Source organism: Burkholderia sp. FERM BP-3421 (assembly GCF_028657905.1).
Classification (GTDB): Bacteria; Pseudomonadota; Gammaproteobacteria; order Burkholderiales; family Burkholderiaceae; genus Burkholderia.
The window spans coordinates 845,459-862,265 of the sequence record NZ_CP117782.1 but is presented as its reverse complement, the minus strand read 5'-3'; the positions used below and the strand labels follow the sequence as shown (position 1 = coordinate 862,265).

At 58.1% G+C, this 16,807-nt stretch carries 18 protein-coding genes and 1 tRNA gene; 5 read left to right on the top strand and 14 right to left on the bottom strand.

All coding sequences use genetic code 11. The features are described 5' to 3' along the window. Positions 1-239 precede the first annotated feature (239 nt). Both Bsp3421_RS19860 and Bsp3421_RS34055 read right to left on the bottom strand, forming a co-directional pair. Positions 240-494: a phage integrase central domain-containing protein gene (locus tag Bsp3421_RS19860; RefSeq protein ID WP_274002620.1), complete on the bottom strand. Its 255-nt coding sequence runs from the start codon at positions 492-494 to the stop codon at positions 240-242. After that, complete coding sequence (locus Bsp3421_RS34055; RefSeq protein ID WP_337995311.1) at positions 415-651, bottom strand: Arm DNA-binding domain-containing protein; 237 nt, start codon at positions 649-651, stop codon at positions 415-417. The genes Bsp3421_RS19860 and Bsp3421_RS34055 overlap by 80 nt, the downstream gene beginning before the upstream one ends. Positions 652-1,149: 498 nt before the next feature. Here Bsp3421_RS34055 and Bsp3421_RS19855 point away from each other — a divergent pair, with 498 nt between their 5' ends. After that, positions 1,150-1,695, top strand: a complete 546-nt coding sequence (locus Bsp3421_RS19855; RefSeq protein ID WP_274002619.1) for a lysozyme — start codon at positions 1,150-1,152, stop codon at positions 1,693-1,695. Positions 1,696-2,005: 310 nt separating this feature from the next. Here Bsp3421_RS19855 and Bsp3421_RS19850 read toward each other — a convergent pair whose 3' ends face one another. From Bsp3421_RS19850 to Bsp3421_RS19805, 10 genes are all read right to left on the bottom strand, one after another. Continuing rightward, positions 2,006-2,866: a hypothetical protein gene (locus tag Bsp3421_RS19850; protein WP_274002618.1), complete on the bottom strand. Its 861-nt coding sequence runs from the start codon at positions 2,864-2,866 to the stop codon at positions 2,006-2,008. Positions 2,867-2,931: 65 nt separating this feature from the next. Then, complete coding sequence (locus Bsp3421_RS19845) at positions 2,932-5,241, bottom strand: DNA-directed RNA polymerase (protein ID WP_274002617.1); 2,310 nt, start codon at positions 5,239-5,241, stop codon at positions 2,932-2,934. 429 nt (positions 5,242-5,670) lie between these two features. Continuing rightward, complete coding sequence (locus Bsp3421_RS19840) at positions 5,671-5,859, bottom strand: hypothetical protein (protein ID WP_274002616.1); 189 nt, start codon at positions 5,857-5,859, stop codon at positions 5,671-5,673. Then, on the bottom strand, positions 5,856-6,155 hold the full coding sequence (locus Bsp3421_RS19835) for a hypothetical protein (RefSeq protein ID WP_274002614.1): 300 nt from the start codon (positions 6,153-6,155) through the stop codon (positions 5,856-5,858). The genes Bsp3421_RS19840 and Bsp3421_RS19835 overlap by 4 nt, the downstream gene beginning before the upstream one ends. Next, positions 6,152-6,376, bottom strand: a complete 225-nt coding sequence (locus Bsp3421_RS19830; protein WP_274002612.1) for a hypothetical protein — start codon at positions 6,374-6,376, stop codon at positions 6,152-6,154. The genes Bsp3421_RS19835 and Bsp3421_RS19830 overlap by 4 nt, the downstream gene beginning before the upstream one ends. 135 nt (positions 6,377-6,511) lie before the next feature. Further along, positions 6,512-7,300 (bottom strand): ribonuclease H-like domain-containing protein, encoded by a 789-nt coding sequence (locus tag Bsp3421_RS19825; RefSeq protein ID WP_274002611.1) that lies wholly within the window; start codon positions 7,298-7,300, stop codon positions 6,512-6,514. Then, entirely contained in the window at positions 7,297-7,656 is a 360-nt protein-coding gene (locus Bsp3421_RS19820) for an endonuclease domain-containing protein (protein ID WP_274002609.1), read from the bottom strand. The genes Bsp3421_RS19825 and Bsp3421_RS19820 overlap by 4 nt, the downstream gene beginning before the upstream one ends. A 26-nt stretch (positions 7,657-7,682) precedes the next feature. Next, positions 7,683-8,546, bottom strand: a complete 864-nt coding sequence (locus Bsp3421_RS19815; protein WP_274002607.1) for a DNA-methyltransferase — start codon at positions 8,544-8,546, stop codon at positions 7,683-7,685. Then, positions 8,524-9,453: a phosphodiesterase gene (locus tag Bsp3421_RS19810; RefSeq protein ID WP_274002606.1), complete on the bottom strand. Its 930-nt coding sequence runs from the start codon at positions 9,451-9,453 to the stop codon at positions 8,524-8,526. Before Bsp3421_RS19810 ends, Bsp3421_RS19815 begins: the two co-directional genes overlap by 23 nt. A gap of 312 nt (positions 9,454-9,765) precedes the next feature. After that, on the bottom strand, positions 9,766-10,236 hold the full coding sequence (locus tag Bsp3421_RS19805; RefSeq protein WP_274002605.1) for a hypothetical protein: 471 nt from the start codon (positions 10,234-10,236) through the stop codon (positions 9,766-9,768). Between Bsp3421_RS19805 and Bsp3421_RS19800 the strand changes: the two genes are divergently transcribed. The 4 genes from Bsp3421_RS19800 to lysC all read left to right on the top strand — a co-directional run bounded on the left by Bsp3421_RS19800 (position 10,192) and on the right by lysC (position 15,469). Further along, positions 10,192-13,623: a host specificity protein J gene (locus Bsp3421_RS19800; protein WP_274002603.1), complete on the top strand. Its 3,432-nt coding sequence runs from the start codon at positions 10,192-10,194 to the stop codon at positions 13,621-13,623. The genes Bsp3421_RS19805 and Bsp3421_RS19800 overlap by 45 nt on opposite strands. 1,033 nt (positions 13,624-14,656) lie before the next feature. Further along, positions 14,657-14,926: a hypothetical protein gene (locus tag Bsp3421_RS19795; RefSeq protein WP_274002602.1), complete on the top strand. Its 270-nt coding sequence runs from the start codon at positions 14,657-14,659 to the stop codon at positions 14,924-14,926. Next, complete coding sequence (locus Bsp3421_RS19790; RefSeq protein ID WP_274002601.1) at positions 14,926-15,237, top strand: hypothetical protein; 312 nt, start codon at positions 14,926-14,928, stop codon at positions 15,235-15,237. Before Bsp3421_RS19795 ends, Bsp3421_RS19790 begins: the two co-directional genes overlap by 1 nt. Further along, the gene (lysC, locus tag Bsp3421_RS34460) at positions 15,191-15,469 is read left to right on the top strand and encodes an Rz1-like lysis system protein LysC (RefSeq protein ID WP_443111570.1); all 279 of its coding nucleotides are present in this window, start codon (positions 15,191-15,193) and stop codon (positions 15,467-15,469) included. The genes Bsp3421_RS19790 and lysC overlap by 47 nt, the downstream gene beginning before the upstream one ends. Here the strand turns inward: lysC and Bsp3421_RS19785 are convergent, their stop codons facing one another. Both Bsp3421_RS19785 and Bsp3421_RS19780 read right to left on the bottom strand, forming a co-directional pair. Next, positions 15,470-16,498, bottom strand: coding sequence for a tyrosine-type recombinase/integrase (locus tag Bsp3421_RS19785; protein WP_274002600.1), 1,029 nt, complete (start codon positions 16,496-16,498; stop codon positions 15,470-15,472). Between the two features lie 173 nt (positions 16,499-16,671). After that, positions 16,672-16,758 (bottom strand) — tRNA-Leu (locus Bsp3421_RS19780). Between the last annotated feature and the right edge of the window lie 49 nt (positions 16,759-16,807).

Below are 16,807 nucleotides of genomic sequence, written 5' to 3'. Positions count from 1 at the left end.
GTATGCCTCGTTGCTTTTCATCAGTTCCGGCAACTCGGCTTCGCTCACACGCGTCATATGCACGACAGTGCGGGTTTTCAAAGCCCCGCGGAGATCCGGAGCCGGATCGCGCTCAGCACGCCCCGTCGCGATCGCATACCGGAGATCTGGCTCGTTGCCCGGATCGCCTTATGCGCGAGTTCGATCGCATCGAGTGACTCAATCTTACGAAAGACAGCGAGAAGCTCGGGCGCCGAAACCTAGTCGATCGGTCGAGCGCCCAGCGAAGGGAAAATCTCCCGCTCCAACAGCTTCATGATCCGTGCGGCATGGCGCTCCTTCCACTGCTCATGCCACTCCCGAGCAATAGCCTCGAAGGTGTTCTCGCGATCCAGACTCCGCTGCAGCTTCACAAGATTCTTTTCGTGAGACGGATCAAGCCCACCGCGCAACTGCTCTTTGATCTCGTCTCGAGCCTTGCGGGCGGCAGCAAAGTAATCGCTGGGAGACCCCAAGGGCCATCCGTTTCTCTTTGCCGTCGATGCGATACTTCAGACGCGAGTACTTCGAGCCGCTCGGCGTGACTTCGAGGTACATGCCTTGACCGTCAGCCAGCTTGTAGGTCTTCTCGCGGGGCTTGGCCGACTGGATCGCGACATTGGTGAGGGGCATGTGAGCGCGGGGGCATTTCAACGCCCCAAGTCAGAAAAACTGCCCCCAACGATGTCCCACCGATTTGGTGGCCGCCAATGGGAAGTGATGGGCAACGCTGGTAGCAAAAAGCCTCGCAAGTCATTGACTAACGAGGCTTTATGGTCAGCCATGGTTCTCGCTGGGAGAATTTGTGGTGCGTGAGGCCGGACTCGTCGGCCTTTATTTGGCGGGGTTTCTGGCGATTTGTGTGCAGCCGGTGTGCAATTTTCTCAGGGTTATGCTGCGAGCATCCTATCGATTGCCTCGATGGGAATCGAACCGCAACCGTTCAATCTTACCCTGTGACGAGCTAGGAGCTTACTAACTGTCGGCCTGCTCCTCCCAAGCATCTCCGCTGCCTGCGTGATTGTCACCTGTGACGGTCGCGGGTGTCTGTTCGCGTAAATCTCTACTGCTTTTGTGGCTATCTGGATCGCTTCCAGTTCGGTCATTCATTCTCCATTCAAAAGGAAATCTATGCCGCAAATTAACCGGGCCATTGTCGCTCGTGTAGCAGGTGCTGCCGCTGTGGCCGCCGCGCTTTTTACCGCACAGTTCGAAGGGCATTCGAACAAGGTCTACCTGGACCCTGTAGATATTCCAACGGTGTGCGTTGGTCACGCCCGCACCGCCCCGAACGGAAAGCCGCTCCGGCTTGGTCAGACGTACTCAGACGACGTGTGTAGCTATTTGCTGGGGAAGGACATCAGCGAAGCTGATAAGGCTGTACGGAGGCTCGTCAAGGTGCCTCTGTCGGAAGGGGAACGGATCGCATATACGGACTTCGCATTCAATGCAGGAGCGGCCAACCTCGCGGCTAGTACGCTCCTCAAGAAAGTCAACGCTGGAGATCGTGTGGGGGCATGCCGTGAACTGTCGCGATGGACATGCGCGACCGTCGCGAACGGCAAAGGGGATGTTTCAGGGACATGCGCGACCAAGGATCGGTCAAGAAAGCAACTCCCCGGACTGGTCAAGCGTCGGGACGCGGCAATGCGGGCGTGCCTTGCTGACCTAGGGTAGCCGTGTGAGCGTCTGGCGCGTATTTACGTAGAACGCCCAGAGTGTCGTCTAGCGTGTCCCGTACCCTCTGGAGCCTTGCCTTAGTGTGCGGGCTACGCGTCGCGTCGTATAACTCGTCTACCTCTATCGAGGCTTCCAGGATACGTAGCTTCAGTACAATGGAATCAAATTCAGTCATGATCGACCCTCGTCCGATGTCAATCACTATAGATCAATCCGGATCGACTGCCGCATGGTCCTAGAAATAATTGCGCTCAGGAGGCTCCTAAACGCAAGTGTCAAGGTCGCCTCCGAGCTACGCGATGTGTAGTTACTTCTTTTCTTGCTTGATGCCCCAGCACTGTCCAGCGCGCTCGTTCTCCGGAATCGCCTCCGGGTTGTGCTTGCATTTGTCGATAGTATCCAAAGCCAGCTTGTAATCGTTAGTGAGCGGGTCGGCGATGCTATCAATGTACACAGCTTGGGTGGCCGTATCCGGAGTTTGGCAATCGCTCCCCATGCGCTCCTTAGCGGGCTTGACTCCGCCGACCGCATGCCCGAGGTTGTCGCCCCCGCTACTCAGCGCGACTTGCAGTGACTCTGTAGCGGTAACGACGCGCCAGCCGTCACTACCGAACTTGTCCGGCAAGCACGATAGAACGGGATTCGCGAAGTACACGACGTTGCCCTTGATGTACTCCTGCGCGGCGTACACCCGAATGTCCTTGTAGAACTGTTCGGCCATCGCCTTCTTTTCTGGTGTATCGATGTAGCCCGTCATGTCGTCGTACTGGAAATTCACCAGTGTCCACGTCGAAATGTTCACGTTCGCCGCGTTAATCTCCGCGAACGTAGGCCCGACTCCGTTGTTCACTCTCATAACGATGTCGTGCAACTTCGTTCCGTTGACGACGCCCGGGTACACGCCGATGTCCGCCCCGCGCGCCTTGAACGCCGCTTGCAAGCGATTGATCGTGTCTTGCGAGTCCGGCACGGTCGGGGAAGACGCCGAAGCATCCGCAGCAGCCATCACGCGCGCGCGGTTAGCGACAGGAACCAGAGGCACACCGGAAAACGTTAGCTTGATTGCGGGCGCAACGTTATTCGGTTGCGCCGAGTTGGTATCGTCGCCACCCCCGCATGCGGCCAAGGATGCAGAAAGCACAGCTACGGCAGTTAGTTGTTTGATCATTGTCTTGTTTGAGTTGTAATCGTTTAGCCCCGACGAGAAGTTTACACGTTCTTTCACAATGAAAGCTAGAACCACGCGTAAGCCGACTCGCGCACAACGCCTAGATCAAGGTCGCCGTACTGAGGTAGTTCGGGAAGCGGGAGACGCTGCTCTCCCGTGAGGGCCGCTGTCACGTCATCAGTCCAGCGGCGCAGCAAGTCCGGAGACATCAGCTCGATAAATTGATCCCGCGTGCTGCGGAACACCTCTCCGCATTGGGCAAACGGTGCGCCGAAAGAGTCGTGAATCATCCAGAAATTACGGACGCCATTCCCGTGCAAATCGTTCACGACGAGCGCCATGTGCGAAGCGTCGACGCCATGCACGAAATTGGGCGCTACCCCGGCACGCTGACTGTTTTTGCTGAGGGTGTCGGCATCTACCGAGAACGTGCGCTTTCTTGCACTGGTAGGGCCTGCAATCTGCGTCTTGAGCACAACACTATTGCGCGCTACCCGCGCCTGCTCAACCCGTAGCCCCGCAGGCGTTCGCCATACCAACGGCAGGCCCACAGCCGTCATCACGTCGGACACAGCCTGTAGATATGCCATCGCGTTGAGCATCCCCGGCGCGACATCCGAAAAGCATGCATTGATTTGCGCAGCCAGCCACATCGACTCCGCATCCGGTGCGCCCGTCTTGTTCTGCACTTGTTCCCCGAACGTGTACGTTCCCGCGCTGTACACCTTAGTCATGCTCGGAGCCTTCAACAGGTCTCGGTCGATCGACTTCTCAGCCCAGAATTGCAGGCGCGTCATAGTCGCTGTGTCAGCGCGGTCAACAAGATCACACAGGCGCTTGGATAAGGCATCGGCCATCCGCCCGTAATAGTCGTCGCCGCGCTCGCTCGGTACGAGGTTCACCATTGCGCCCGCAGATGCGTCCCGCGTCATGCCCGCAAGCATCTGCACCCCGCTACAACTTCCGTCCTGCGCACCCGCAAGACGGCTCCGGAATGCGTTGCCCTCCTCCTGAAACCCGGCCCACTCGAAGCACGCCGCGAGGAACTGCCACGGCTTATCCGCCTTCATCCACTCCATATTGCTTCGAGGATCAGCCGCGACGCGAAGAATCATAGACTCCTGACTACGGGTCCATGCCTCTCGCTCAGCAGGCGTCCTATGAACCTTCTTTCCGTCCAAAGTTACTTTGTCTTCACCCGCAAGATTGCACAGGTGGATAGCGAGCCACTTTCCGCCATCACGGCCCAGTGGCGCCCCGTCAGAGAATTCCAAACAGCCCTTGCACAAGTCCGCGCCCTGCGGGCTAATGATGCTGGTTGCGGGATACATCCGGCCGCGCCAATCGAGATTCCACGGAAAGTAAAACGCCCCTTCGTCGGCTAGTTCCTGCATCGCGGCCAACGTGAGCGCGCTGCGGATCGTCTTGGCGCGGCGAAGCGATTCCGGCGTGTCGTGCCGGGCCTCGATGTACTTGCCATTGATGACGGCTCCGCGCATGTCCTCCGCATTCGTCTTGAATGTCTGTGCGACTTCAAGCACGCGGCGATTCACCCGGAAGCGTGTCGCTTGCAACGCATTCAATGCCGATACGATCACCTCCGACTCAATCGGTCGGCGCGTGCCACGCACTGCTGGAATCTGGTCGTGAAGGTATCCTCCATGCGTTGCGAACGTCGTCCACGGCACTGGAGGAACGAGCATCGGCCGCCGCTCCGCGAAGTCCACCGCGAGGCCGTCGCCTGCGACCTCTTCCATGAATCGTGCCGTGAGGTGGAACGTGTTCGGCTTGCGCGTGCGGCTCATCATCTTGGTTTCGCCGGTTCGCTCCTCCAGCCAACCAGTAGCCGCGCAGAAGTGATCCAGCAGAAGCAATGCTGCCCGCTCGTATCCGAGTTCACCGTACTCTGGTGCACCGCCCGTCAGATTGCGGAGACGGCCCGCCAAGGCCCCCGCGAGCGTCTGCACACTCAGCGGTCTATCCGGATCAGCCATCCGGCCCAACATGCCGCAAATCGCGTCCCATGTAGCGTCCGCCTGGGCGGCTACGTCCACGGCGTTTAGAGGGTTGTACTTGCCGCCCTTGTGTTCGATCTTGGAGACCTTCCGCTTGGTCTGCTTTGCGGTTTCCAACGCGGAGAGGAAAACCTCCAGTCCCGCAGCAAGGGTCGCCCGGTTCGTCAGTCCCGTGCCGTCTGTGGTACGGCGGCTGCTCTGCGCTTCACGGCACAGTTGCTTGATGATTGCACTTGCGAGCCCTTGATCTTGTAGCCGCGCAACATGGCGGCGAGCATACGGGCGAACATCGGGAATTCTGGTAATGGATACTGCTACGGCCTTTTCGCGAAGGCTCTGATACTCCGAAATAGCGGTCATCTACCTCCGAAGAAAAGCCCGCCTGTTCCGCAGGCGGGTTCCATGTTTAAACGCTGTTGCTCGCGATATGCGCCCAAGCCATAAGGGCGTATGTGGCGGACAGTATGAGATACAGAACCTCGGGTTTAATCATTTGCATAGCATTCCTTAACTATTCCATTAGAGCGTTTAAACGCTCTACATTTACCCGCGACGTATGTACGCCGCTTGGGAACCAAGGATAAGCCACACCCAAGGCAATCTCCAAGCAATCTCAAAAGGAAAAATTCATCCCGGGTGACTTGACAGTGAATAAATATGGAACAGTGGCGTGCACTAGAATTTCATTCTTCTTCACTCGGGATCACGTCGCATCATTCTCCACATTTCCGCGTCACGCTCTCTCCTACACAAGTTGTCGTATGGCGCGTCGCGAACGCGCAACAGTTTTCATGCGAACTCGTAGTAATCCGCTTCAAGCTCCTGCACAAGCCGACTCACGTCAGCCCGTGGGAGATAGTCCCGTGCCTCAATAATCCGCTGCACGGCGCGCTCCGGGTTGTGCGTCTCAAGAGCGCATGCGGCCAGATCGTAGAACGCGTTGTAGGCCGCTTGGTTGATGCAGGCTTGAACGTTCAAGCCGCCTCGCCTACGTGTTCCTTCAGGGCGACAAGCGCCGTACGGGCTGCATCGCGTGCGTACTCTTTAAAGGTCTCCTCCATGCCGGGAGCCTCCAGGGCCGCCGTAATCTCCTTCTCCACTTTCGGGTGCGTAGTCATAAACGCCTGTACATCCTGGGACGCCGGATCGTCCTCCATGCCCAGTAGGTCTACCATCGCTGATGCTACGAATGCCTTCAGAATAATGTCCTTCAAATCGTTCTCGTATACGTTCGTTGAGGCATGCTCTGGCCCACAGGTTTGATCGCCGCTCATCGGCAGTACTTCCTCCTCATCTTTCGTGCCTTCGACGCGAGGAGCTTCCCGAACCGCTCCGGATCGATCGCGCCGCGCTCCTGCATCACCAAAAGAAAAGCCGCCAAGTCGGCGGCCTCGTCTGTCAATTTCCGTCTGCCCCAATCACTCCGGGCATTCTTCATCGCGGCTTGCGTGAACTCCGCCGCCTCCTCTGCTGCGTGAATCAGAAGTGCTTTCATCTAGATATGCATAAAATCCGCGTAGCCACTTGACACGCCCCGCTGTACCGCGATCAAAAGGAGCGTCCGCAACGTCGAATCCCTCCGACGCTGCGGTACGCCCGTATTGGTAGAACGTTTGGACTTGTGACAGCATCAACTAACGAGTAGGTTCGCCTTGTGCTGCTTCGAATTGACCGTTAGGCGACCACGGCTCCACGCCCCGCATGCTTGGCAGTGGTAGCGCGGGTACTGACCGACTTGGGTGTAACGGAGACCCTTCCGACGAACATTCGTGCTGCCGCATCGGTCACACTTCGGCCCGTCGCCTACCGCACTGTCGTAGTTGCCAACGTTCGGGTGTCCCGTAATCCACGGACGCATTACGAGGTACATTTCTTCGAGACTAAGCACGTCGTCAGTGTTGTACGAACGCATCTCGGCCCACGCTTCCGGATTGCCTTTGAGGCATTCCCGCCAGAGTTCGAAGCCGGGGAACTTCGCGTGCTTCTTTTTCTTGTGCGTCTTACACAGCTTCGCTGTAAGCCATTCCAGCTTGTTCGACGTGAACCCGAAATGCTTCCGGGCCTCCAGCATCGTATCGACAACGCGGAACGGCGACGGAGGCTGCATACCGAGCAAGATGAACCGCGCATTGATCTTGCGCACATCGAACTTGACTCCGTTCTGTGCAACAACGATGTCGGCTTGATCAAGCAGTTTCCACAGCTTCCGAACGATGCGGCGGTCGTCCTCTTTGTTCCGCTGCCCGCTGGTGTCGTGATAGATCACACGAGGATCGTCCAGCCACTTCGCGCAGAAAGACAAGATGCACCATTCTCTGTGAATCTGATTCAGGCCAACATTTTGTTTCCAGAGCGACCACACGTAACCCAGAATCGGGGACGTTTCGATGTCCAAGGACAGGATGCGAGGCTTCTTCACTTGCTGGCCTCCGCTTTCTTCGCTGCGCGTCGCTTGGCCGCTTTCTTCTTTGCGGCTTCCTTCTTCTCCTCCGGTGTCTTGTGCAGCGGATGGAAAACGAACGATGGGAAAAGCTCGTAATGCTCGATGTAGTCGGCGCACTTCCGCAAGAACGTCGGGACCGGAACACCTCCACCGACGCGCCCGGCCCAGTTCTCGACGCGCCCCAGCACGGCATTAACCCAGCGAGGCAGCGCCGCGCGCATCATCCCGGATTTGTGGCAGTGGTCGGCTACGATGTCGTCGGTAAGGTGCCAACCAGTGATAGGGCATCGGTTGCCCTGTTCTTTCCGCAGTTTCTCGCGGTAGCCTGCCACGTCACCCTTGGACAATTTTTTGAAAGTTATGCCGCCTCCCGTTTGAACAATTGAGATACGGATGCGACTCGCGCATCGATCAATGTCTTGTATTCGGCGTTGAGTTCGCAGCCAATGTAGGCGCGGCCGGTACGCAAAGCAACCTCAGCAGTAGTTCCGCTACCCATAAACGGGTCTAACACCACGTCACCAGGACGGCTACCAGCCAGCACACACGGCTCAATCAACTTAGGCGGGAACACCGCGCCGTGCGCGCCCCTGTATGCCGCCGAATTCACTACCCACACATCCCGCTTACGCCTCCGTCCGCCACCCACTGATGTCTCTTGGATTGCCTCGAAGTCAAAGTAATACTTTGATCTCTTGGAGAATAGAAAAATGTGTTCGTGAGCACCGACACACCTATCTGTAACGCGCTCTGGCATCGAATTAGGACTATGCCAAATGATCTCCTGGCGGAGATACCATCCGTCATCGCGAAGCGCAAAGGCCAGCATCCACGGAATGCCCATCAAGTCCTTTGCCTTCATTCCCTCCGGTACTTTGCTGCCGCGCCCCCCTGCTGCCTGACTTTCGCCATGTTTCCTACCGCCTTTTGTACTCGGAACTTGATAGCTCCTGTTTGCTGCGTAGCTATCGCCTATGTTCAACCAAAGTGTCCCATCGTCCGAGAGTACGTCCCGGACATGCCGAAACACGCTAACCATTTCTGCGACGTACTCGGCAGGCGAGTTCTCAAGGCCAATTTGGCTGGACACGCCATAATCCCGCAGCCCGAAATACGGCGGACTCGTAACGCACATTTGCGCCTTCACGCCTCGCTTAGAAAATACCTTCAAAGCCTCTCGGCAGTCGCCGAAAATAATTTCACTCGTACCTTCGTAGCTCATTCAACTCCTGTTTTACGCGCGCTTCCAGACGCTCTAGAGCGCGCTCGATGTGGGGGCAGTCGGGAAAGGCTTCCGCGACATTCGCGATACTGGCTTGTGCATCCGTGCGCAGCCATAGGAGGCCCGCTTGCTCTACGAGGGCATCAGTCCATGTCACGCCGTAATGATCGGCGTAGGCGGTCTGTACGCGGTCGTATGCATCCTCTTTGTTCGCGACGCTCGCGAGGTATTTGACGGCGCGCGCTTCTCCGCACTGCTGGCCGAAAAGCAAGGGCAATCCGGGGATGTTGTCGGCCGTGTCGCCCTGGAGCATTTGCAGGTAGAACCACTTAAGGCCGTACTGCAATCCATCCGTGCCGATCACGTCGAACGCGCCACGCGGGACGGTCGTTAGCTCCCAGGACATCCAGTTGATGTGCAGACCCGGAAGCATCCGCATGTCCTTATCGCGTGTCGAAATGGCGATGTCTGACAGGTGCGAACAATGGGCCATCCCGTCATCCGCCTCCCGCGTTACCCAGACTTTCGGGCGGAAGTTCGGCCCCTCGTAATGCTCAAGGACTTCCCGAAGGAACTGCCAGTTGCGCGGCTTGCGTTTATGGCGTTGCCCTTGATACGGCTTCACTGTTGCAATGTGGAACCGGTGTGCTTTCGTGCAGCCACTCGCCGACAGGTGAACGACTACCGATTCCGATCCGGTACGCAGTCGCGTTGTCTCGATGCGGTCGAACGCGTTACGCCGCGCCATTCCCGGCTGTGTGTCGTCGCCGCCCGCCGCGAAGTAGGCTAGATAGTCCCCGTCCAGGTGAAGGGCACGCCCCGGCTCGACGGGCGGGAACATCCCCGCCCCAGCTTGAGGACATTCCGCCGCTGCACGCGCTATCTTTGCGCGCAGGGCATCATTCATGCACTACGCTCGACCGAACCGTCGCACAGAACTCGTACCACTGCTTGACAGTCGCGGTCTCCTGCGCATGATGGTCTACGAACACAGCGGCATCCTCTCGCAGCCCGCGCAACGGCCATAAATCGTGGAGAGTGACGAACCGCACTCGATCACCCTCCAAATCCATATCTCGCAGAATGCGCCGCATGTAGTCACGCTCTGCGGAGTGGCCGCAAACGACAAACACGCGCTTACCGTTAGCAAGCTGGCACACCGCCCGCATTAACATGCGGGAAGTGCGTCCAGTTCCACGGTCGGGATAAGCCTGGAAACTCAACCAATCGACGCCAGCGGGTCGGCTGCTGCTTCGTTCTCCGGGGTTTCGCGTTTCGGCGTCTCCGGGTCCGGGAGGTCCGGCTCCTGGCCGCCGGCAGCGACAACGGCAGCGAGCGGATGCGCCTTCCAGTTCTTCGCGGACATGATCTTTTCCTGGATCACGTTCTTCGATCGTGCGGGGCTAGTAACTTCGCCGGTTTTTTCGTCCTTGCGTTCTGCCCATTCCCCAGGAATATAAATCGAGTTCCACATCTCAATGTCGGCAATGTCCCAGATGAACGCCTTTACGTCCGTCAGCGCCGCCGACACTTCGAGAAGAACAGACTTACCCGTCAGTGGGTCCTGAACCGTGGTGCCCTTGACGTTGTAACCACTCGGGCCGCGAAGGTTTGCATAGGTGCGTGCGCCGTCCCTGCTCTTGCGGTGGAAGACCTCAACAACGAACGGCTTGCCAAGAAGCTCTGCCATGTGCGTCGCCACGCCGCCGTGCGCCGCGTTCATCGACGCAAACAGCTTGAAAAAATGTGCCTTCTCGCTAAAGCTCAGGGTCTCTTGCGCCGTGATGCGAACAGGGACCAGCGTGCCATCGTCCAGCTTACGCGGCTCATGGTTCGGGCCGCTCAGTTCAAATACAAGATCGACCTTTTCGCGGTCGCGTTTCCTACCCTCGAATTCTTCCTCATGCGCGCCAAGCTCGAAATAGCCAACCAGTCGTGCGCGGGCGACACCCGCAGCCGGGGGCGTATAGGCGTCGCACTCACGGCGTCCCAATCGTGGTCGCACACTTTCACGAATGTGGACATCAACGCGGCGCGCATAACCCTTAGCGTCAGCGCCCTGTCGAAGACCGACACGAACACCGGCAACATTTCCGGCAACCGCGTCGTGTACCAGATTCAACTTTCGAAGGACGGCGGGTCATTCTCCACGGTCATCGATACCGCGTTCGATGGGAAAGCGAGTTCCACGTACACGCGCTCGCACCGCATCGAACTGGCCGGCGCGGCGTCACAGTACACAGTTCGCGTTGTTCGACTCACTCCAGACGCGACTACCCAATACGTCCAAGACAAAACGAGCATAGTTAGCTATGCCGAAGTCATCGACGCAAAGCTGTCGTACCCGTATAGCGCCCTAATCGCCCTCCAGATCGACGCAGAACAATTCTCCAGCGTGCCAACGCGGGCCTATGACGTATTGGGCCTCCTGGTTAAGTACCCGTCGAACTACAACCCCAAGACGCGTGCCTACACGGGAACATGGGACGGAACGTTCTCCTTCGGATGGACAGATAATCCCGCTTGGATTTTCTATGACCTCGTTCTGAACAAGCGGTACGGTCTGGGCCGTTACGTTGATGCAACCATGATTGACCGGTACGCGTTGTATCAGATCGGCCGGTACTGCGATGTGCTGGTCTCGGATGGCAAAGGCGGCCAAGAGCCGCGATTCACTTGCAATTGCTACATCGCGTCACGCGCGGATGCAATCAAGGTCATCCAAGACCTTGCCAGTGTGTTCCGTGGAATCGCGTATTGGTCGGCCGGCAGCGTAATCGCATCGGCAGACATACCCTCCGACCCGGTGTACGTCTACACGGCAGCGAACGTCATCAACGGACAATTCAAGTATGTGGGTAGCTCGCTGCGCGCCCGCTACACAACATCGCTAGTCACGTACAACGATCCCGCAAACGGCTACAAACAGACCGTCGAGTACGTAGAGGATGCAGATGGCATCAATCGCTATGGGATCAACAAGGCAGAGATAACCGCGTTCGGCTGCACCAGTCGGGCACAGGCGCAGCGGGTCGGCCAATGGACGCTACTTACCTCGCGCTACGAAACAAACGCCGTGACGTTTTCCGTTGGGATGGACGGGACGCTTGCGCAACCGGGACAAGTTATAGCCGTTGCAGATCCGGCGCGCGCGCGTAAGCGGATCGGCGGCCGCCTACTCAGTGTTACTGATCAATCTACCGTCTCATTGGATCAGGCTCCGCCCGACATGGCAGCGGGCGACACCCTCACGGTAATCATGCCAACAGGATTAGCCCAGAAACGCACGATTGCTGCGGTCAGCCTGGGGAAGGTCCAAACAACAACACCATTCCCTACCCTGCCGGCCGTGGGGGCCGTGTGGATGACAGAAAGCAGCAAAGTTCAAGCCCAGCTCTTTCGCGTCACGAGCGTTTCCGAAAAAGAAGGCATCACTTTTGAAATCTCGGCTACGCAGCACGAGCCTGGGAAATACGCAGCAGTTGACAGCGGCGCGGCGATTGATCCATCCCCGATCACCGACCGTCCCCTAACGACTCAAGCCGCGCCGACCAATGTACGTCTATCGCAATTCGTAGTAATCGACCAGGGCATCGCGCGGACGAACATGACGTTAGCGTGGAACGCAGCGACCAACGCGACGGCGTATATCGTGGAGTTCCGAAAAGATAGCGGCGAATGGGTCGCTGCTGGCCGCACGGGCGGCTTGTCTGTTGATGTCGTCAACATCTACACCGGCCGCTATATTGCACGCGTGCGTGCAGTAAATGCGCTCGACATCGTGTCACCTTACGCGTACTCGACAGAGACCATTCTCCAGGGAAAGACGGGAAGCCCCCCTAAGCCCCTTGCGTTCACCGCCTCGACAGATCAGGTGCTGTCGATCCGGTTGTCGTGGGCGTTCCCCACAAATGCGGGGGACACGTCATACACGGAGGTCTTTTACAGCGATGCGCCGAGCTTCGAGCGCGCGACCCAATTATCACGATACGGGTATCCGACAAGCTCCGCTAACCTGCTCAACCTTGCCGCAGGGCATGCGCTTTATTTCTGGTCACGCCTCGTAGACACATCCGGAAACATCGGGCCTTGGTATCCAGACATCGCCTCTCCTGGCGTGCGGGGCGCAGCGACAGCAGACACGGACCTGATTCTGGGCTATCTCGTCGGCAAGATCAGCACTACGGAACTATCTAAGGATCTCCTCGCCCCGATCCAGTCGATTCCTGACCTCAAGCAAAAAGTAGAAGTAAACGACGCCCGCATTTCTAGCGAGCAGCAGTCGCGCTTAGACGGCGACAAAGCACTGGCCGGACGTATCGACAAAGTAGAGGCTCAGGTCGTTGTGCCGGAGATGGCGGGTAGCGACGGCGAATATGCTGGCAGCGTTGAGGTGTACGCAGGCGTTTGGTCCGAGCAGTCTGCGCGCGCAGAGGCCGACTTGGCCCTGTCACAGAAGATTGACACGACGACAGCACAGATGCACTCCGCGACCTCCTCCCTTCTTGCTGCCGTCCGAACTGAATCCCAAGCTCGCGTCGACGCGGACAGCGCCCAAGCGCAGCAGATCACTACTGTTCAGACGCAAGTGAACGAGAACGCTGCGAATGTGCAGACGGTCGCGAAGTCCTACGCCGATCTTAACGGCCGTGTTTCTGCGTCGTACAACATCAAGACCCAAGTAACGAAAGATGGCCGCACATACGTCGCGGGCATCGGGGTTGGCATCGACAACAGCAGTGGCGTGATGGAATCTCAAGTTCTCGTCGCGGCCAGTCGGTTCGCCGTACTCGATCCGAACGGCAGTGCCCTAACTTCCCCGTTCGTCATCCAGGGCGGGCAGGTGTTCCTCAACGAGGCGTTCATCGGGAACGGCTTCATCAAAAACGCCATGATCGGCAGCTATATCCAGTCGGACAACTTCGTTTCGGGTCGTCAGGGATGGAGGCTGGACAAAAGCGGATGGTTCGAAATCAACAACACGGACGGACAAGGAAATCGATTGAACATTGACAGTAACGGCCTGCGCGGCTTCGATGCAAACGGCACACTGCGGTACAGGTTGGGCTTCTACTAATGTCAGTAGGACTTCAAATTTTTGACGCACAGGGCAGGACGCTACTTGATGCGTCCAGCCGCGCCGGGCGGGTGGCGGGTGTCGTCATGCTAGACGAGTCGGGTAACAGTGGATCGAGGCGTGCCGACCTAACGGGAGGCACGCCATTCTGGGCTTTCATCCCGCGATGGTTGTTCCAGCACGTTATACAGAACTCGCCCGTACCTATTGTCCAGGTTGACGCAAACGGGATTAGCTGGAGCTACTCGTATCACGACGACAACTATCGGCGACCCATGCCTGGAACTCTCATCTATGGGGTGTACTGATTGGCGGTAGGTTTCCAGGCATTCACCGATACCGGGCTATACCAAATCGACGGGACAACTCCGAATTTCCAGTGCGTCCAGTCGTTCGCGGCAGTTGCCCAGAGTACAGGGCTTCGTATCGCGTACAACAATGCGAACAAGGGATTCGATGGGACATTCTGGGTTGCGACGTTCACTTTCGCTGCACGGACTCCGCTATACGGATTTACGACTGACGGCGGCATTGGTGGAACGATTTGGGACGATCAGGCTGATGGCAACCTACACACCGTCCGCATTGTGACGTGGCAGCAGACCACCGTGCGTTTCTTCGTGTTCGACACGACGCCACCCGCAGGCGGAAATTTCGGTCTGCAAGTATTTTCCGAGACGGGCGCACTCATCGCAGACACGGGTAGACCCTTCTACAGAGTGCTAGACGCTGTACATATCCAATACATGACGGGATACGGTTGGAACACGGTGGGGCACCCCCACCCACCGCCTGAATCCCGATCCTACGGCCGCCCCGTCCTTGTGTCTTGCCCATTCCCTTGTCATAGCCTTATCTCGGGGGACGGCACATTCCGCCCAAGCATCACTCTATTTCGAACGGCCGGGGATACCGTTAGCTGGTATCAGCAAGACTGGGCACCAACCCCGCCGAACTGGAGCGGGTTCAATGAGACGTACCACTTGCACTTCCTCGTCATCGACGGGACGGGCTTAATCTAATCAAGGAGAAGATGGGAATTTTCCAAGAGGCGGCCGATAGTGCCGTCGCATCAACAGCAAAGGTAAGTGCCGCAGCCGGTACGGCTCTTTACAGTCTCGCCGGCCTTCCTTTGAGCAGTTACGCGGCGTTCGCGTCAATCGTGCTTTCCGTCTGCTATATCTGGGGCGCGCTACCTCGTGTCGCACGCACTGCGGTTGCGCTCAAGCGTGGCTTGATCAACAAGGATTGGTCACTGTGGCGCAAGCTAGGCGACCAACCGACGCCGAAGCAGGACGATTGATGCGCGGGATCGACCAGATTCTAGTCCTGGTCGCGGCGATTGTCGCGGCCGGGGCGGGCCTGTACGCAAAGCACGAACACGGCCGGGCAACCGAACTACAGGGTAAGGTGGCAGAAGTCACTCGGGAACGGGACGGATACTCCCGCGCGCTGGACGCTCAGAAGGTAGCAGAGAAGAAGGCAGCGGTACGCGCGCAGGAGGCTTCAGACCGGCTGGCAGCAGCGATCCGGGTGAACCCTACGGCTGCGGAAACGATCGTCCCTGATGCCGTCTGGGATGCGATCTACGGGAATTCGAATGCGGGGAATTAAGGGAGGTGCGGCCGTCCTGATCGCGGCCCTAATGGCGGGGTGTGCTGCGGGGAGTGTTGGCGGGATTCCGGACGCGTACTTGCAGGATTGCGTTCATGCGACGCGACCGGCGGGAAAAACCGTGGCGGACTTGGCCCAAGCGCTGTTGGACGAGCGGGCAGTGACGGAGGCTTGCGACTGGAGGGACAAATCAGCCCTCCGGGCGTGGAAGGCTGCGCGCACTGGGAAGTAACTAGATGCGGGCTGCGATGTCCTCAGCGGTCTCGCGGTAGTACGTGTTTTGTAGGATGGATAGATCCTTGTGGCCGCTGATTTTCGCTAGTGTCATAACGTCCACCTTGCGGGACAGCCGGGTTAGCGCCTCCGCTCGCGAGTCGTGAAAGTGCAAATCCTCGATCAAGCATTGATCCCTTGCCTTCCGGAACAGCGTATCCAGCACTCCGGACGATACTGAAAAACAACGCTCCCGGCCCGCGACCGGACGCAGCAGCCTGACAGCTTGCCTTGTAAGCGGGACACTACGCGGCAGGCCCGTGAGATGCTGCGTTTTATGCTCCACGGTCGCGACGCGCCGAGTAAGGTCTAGATTGCCCTTTCCGAGACTCAGGATTTCTCCCGCACGCATACCGGAGCGCAGCCCTACGAGAAACGCGAGCGCAACCTCTTGCTGCTTAGTCTCCGGAGCTTTCCCGGTGACGTGGTACAGCCTCCGGCAAATCTTCTTGACCTCTTTGGGGAATACTCGGCGGGTGCGCGGCGGCGGAGCAGGCGGCGGGCGCAGACCGTCAAACGGTTTATGTTCCAGCCAACCCCACTCATCCCGCGCAACCGTAAAGGCGTTACTCATCCAGGACAGATCACGCAGGACAGCAGCAGCGGAAACCGCGCCTACCCGCTTACCGTCCGGGGCATTGAATCCGCCTAGTCTTTGGTCTCGCCAGTCCGCTAGGTCGGCGGTACGAATGCTCGCCAGCGTCTTGTCGCCCAGCGTAGGAAAGTTGCGGAGGAACGCCGTAATCCGAAGCTGCTCCGAGCGCGCGCCCTTCTTGGTCGTGGAGACTTCCTTGGAGTACCGCTCCAGCATGTCCCGGAGGGTGTGTAGCTCTGCCTCCGGCTTCCCTTGTAGATCCGCTGCGGCTGCTTCTTCAGCAGCGGCCCAGGCTGATGCGTCGCGCTTTAGGTCGAATGTTTTGGTCTTGCGCTTCCCGTTGATGCGGACGAACGCCCGCCAGCCGGACTTATAGGGAACTATGGAGGCCATGTGCAAACCCGTGTGCAATTGGTGTGCAACCAAGTTTACAGCAGGTGTAATGCAGCGACAAATAACGCAGCACGTAGCTGCGCCAAACGGCGCTAAATCACTGATTTATTTAGGAAGTTTTACGGCAGATGCGAGATATTGACAAATACTCGGAACCGTGTTAGCCAGAATGATGGTGCGTGAGGCCGGACTCGAACCGGCACACCCTTGCGGGCGTCAGGACCTAAACCTGGTGCGTCTACCAATTTCGCCACTCACGCGCCTCGGCACTGTCAAACCCGCCAGCCGGCGGGCTTCGAGGGCCGCTTG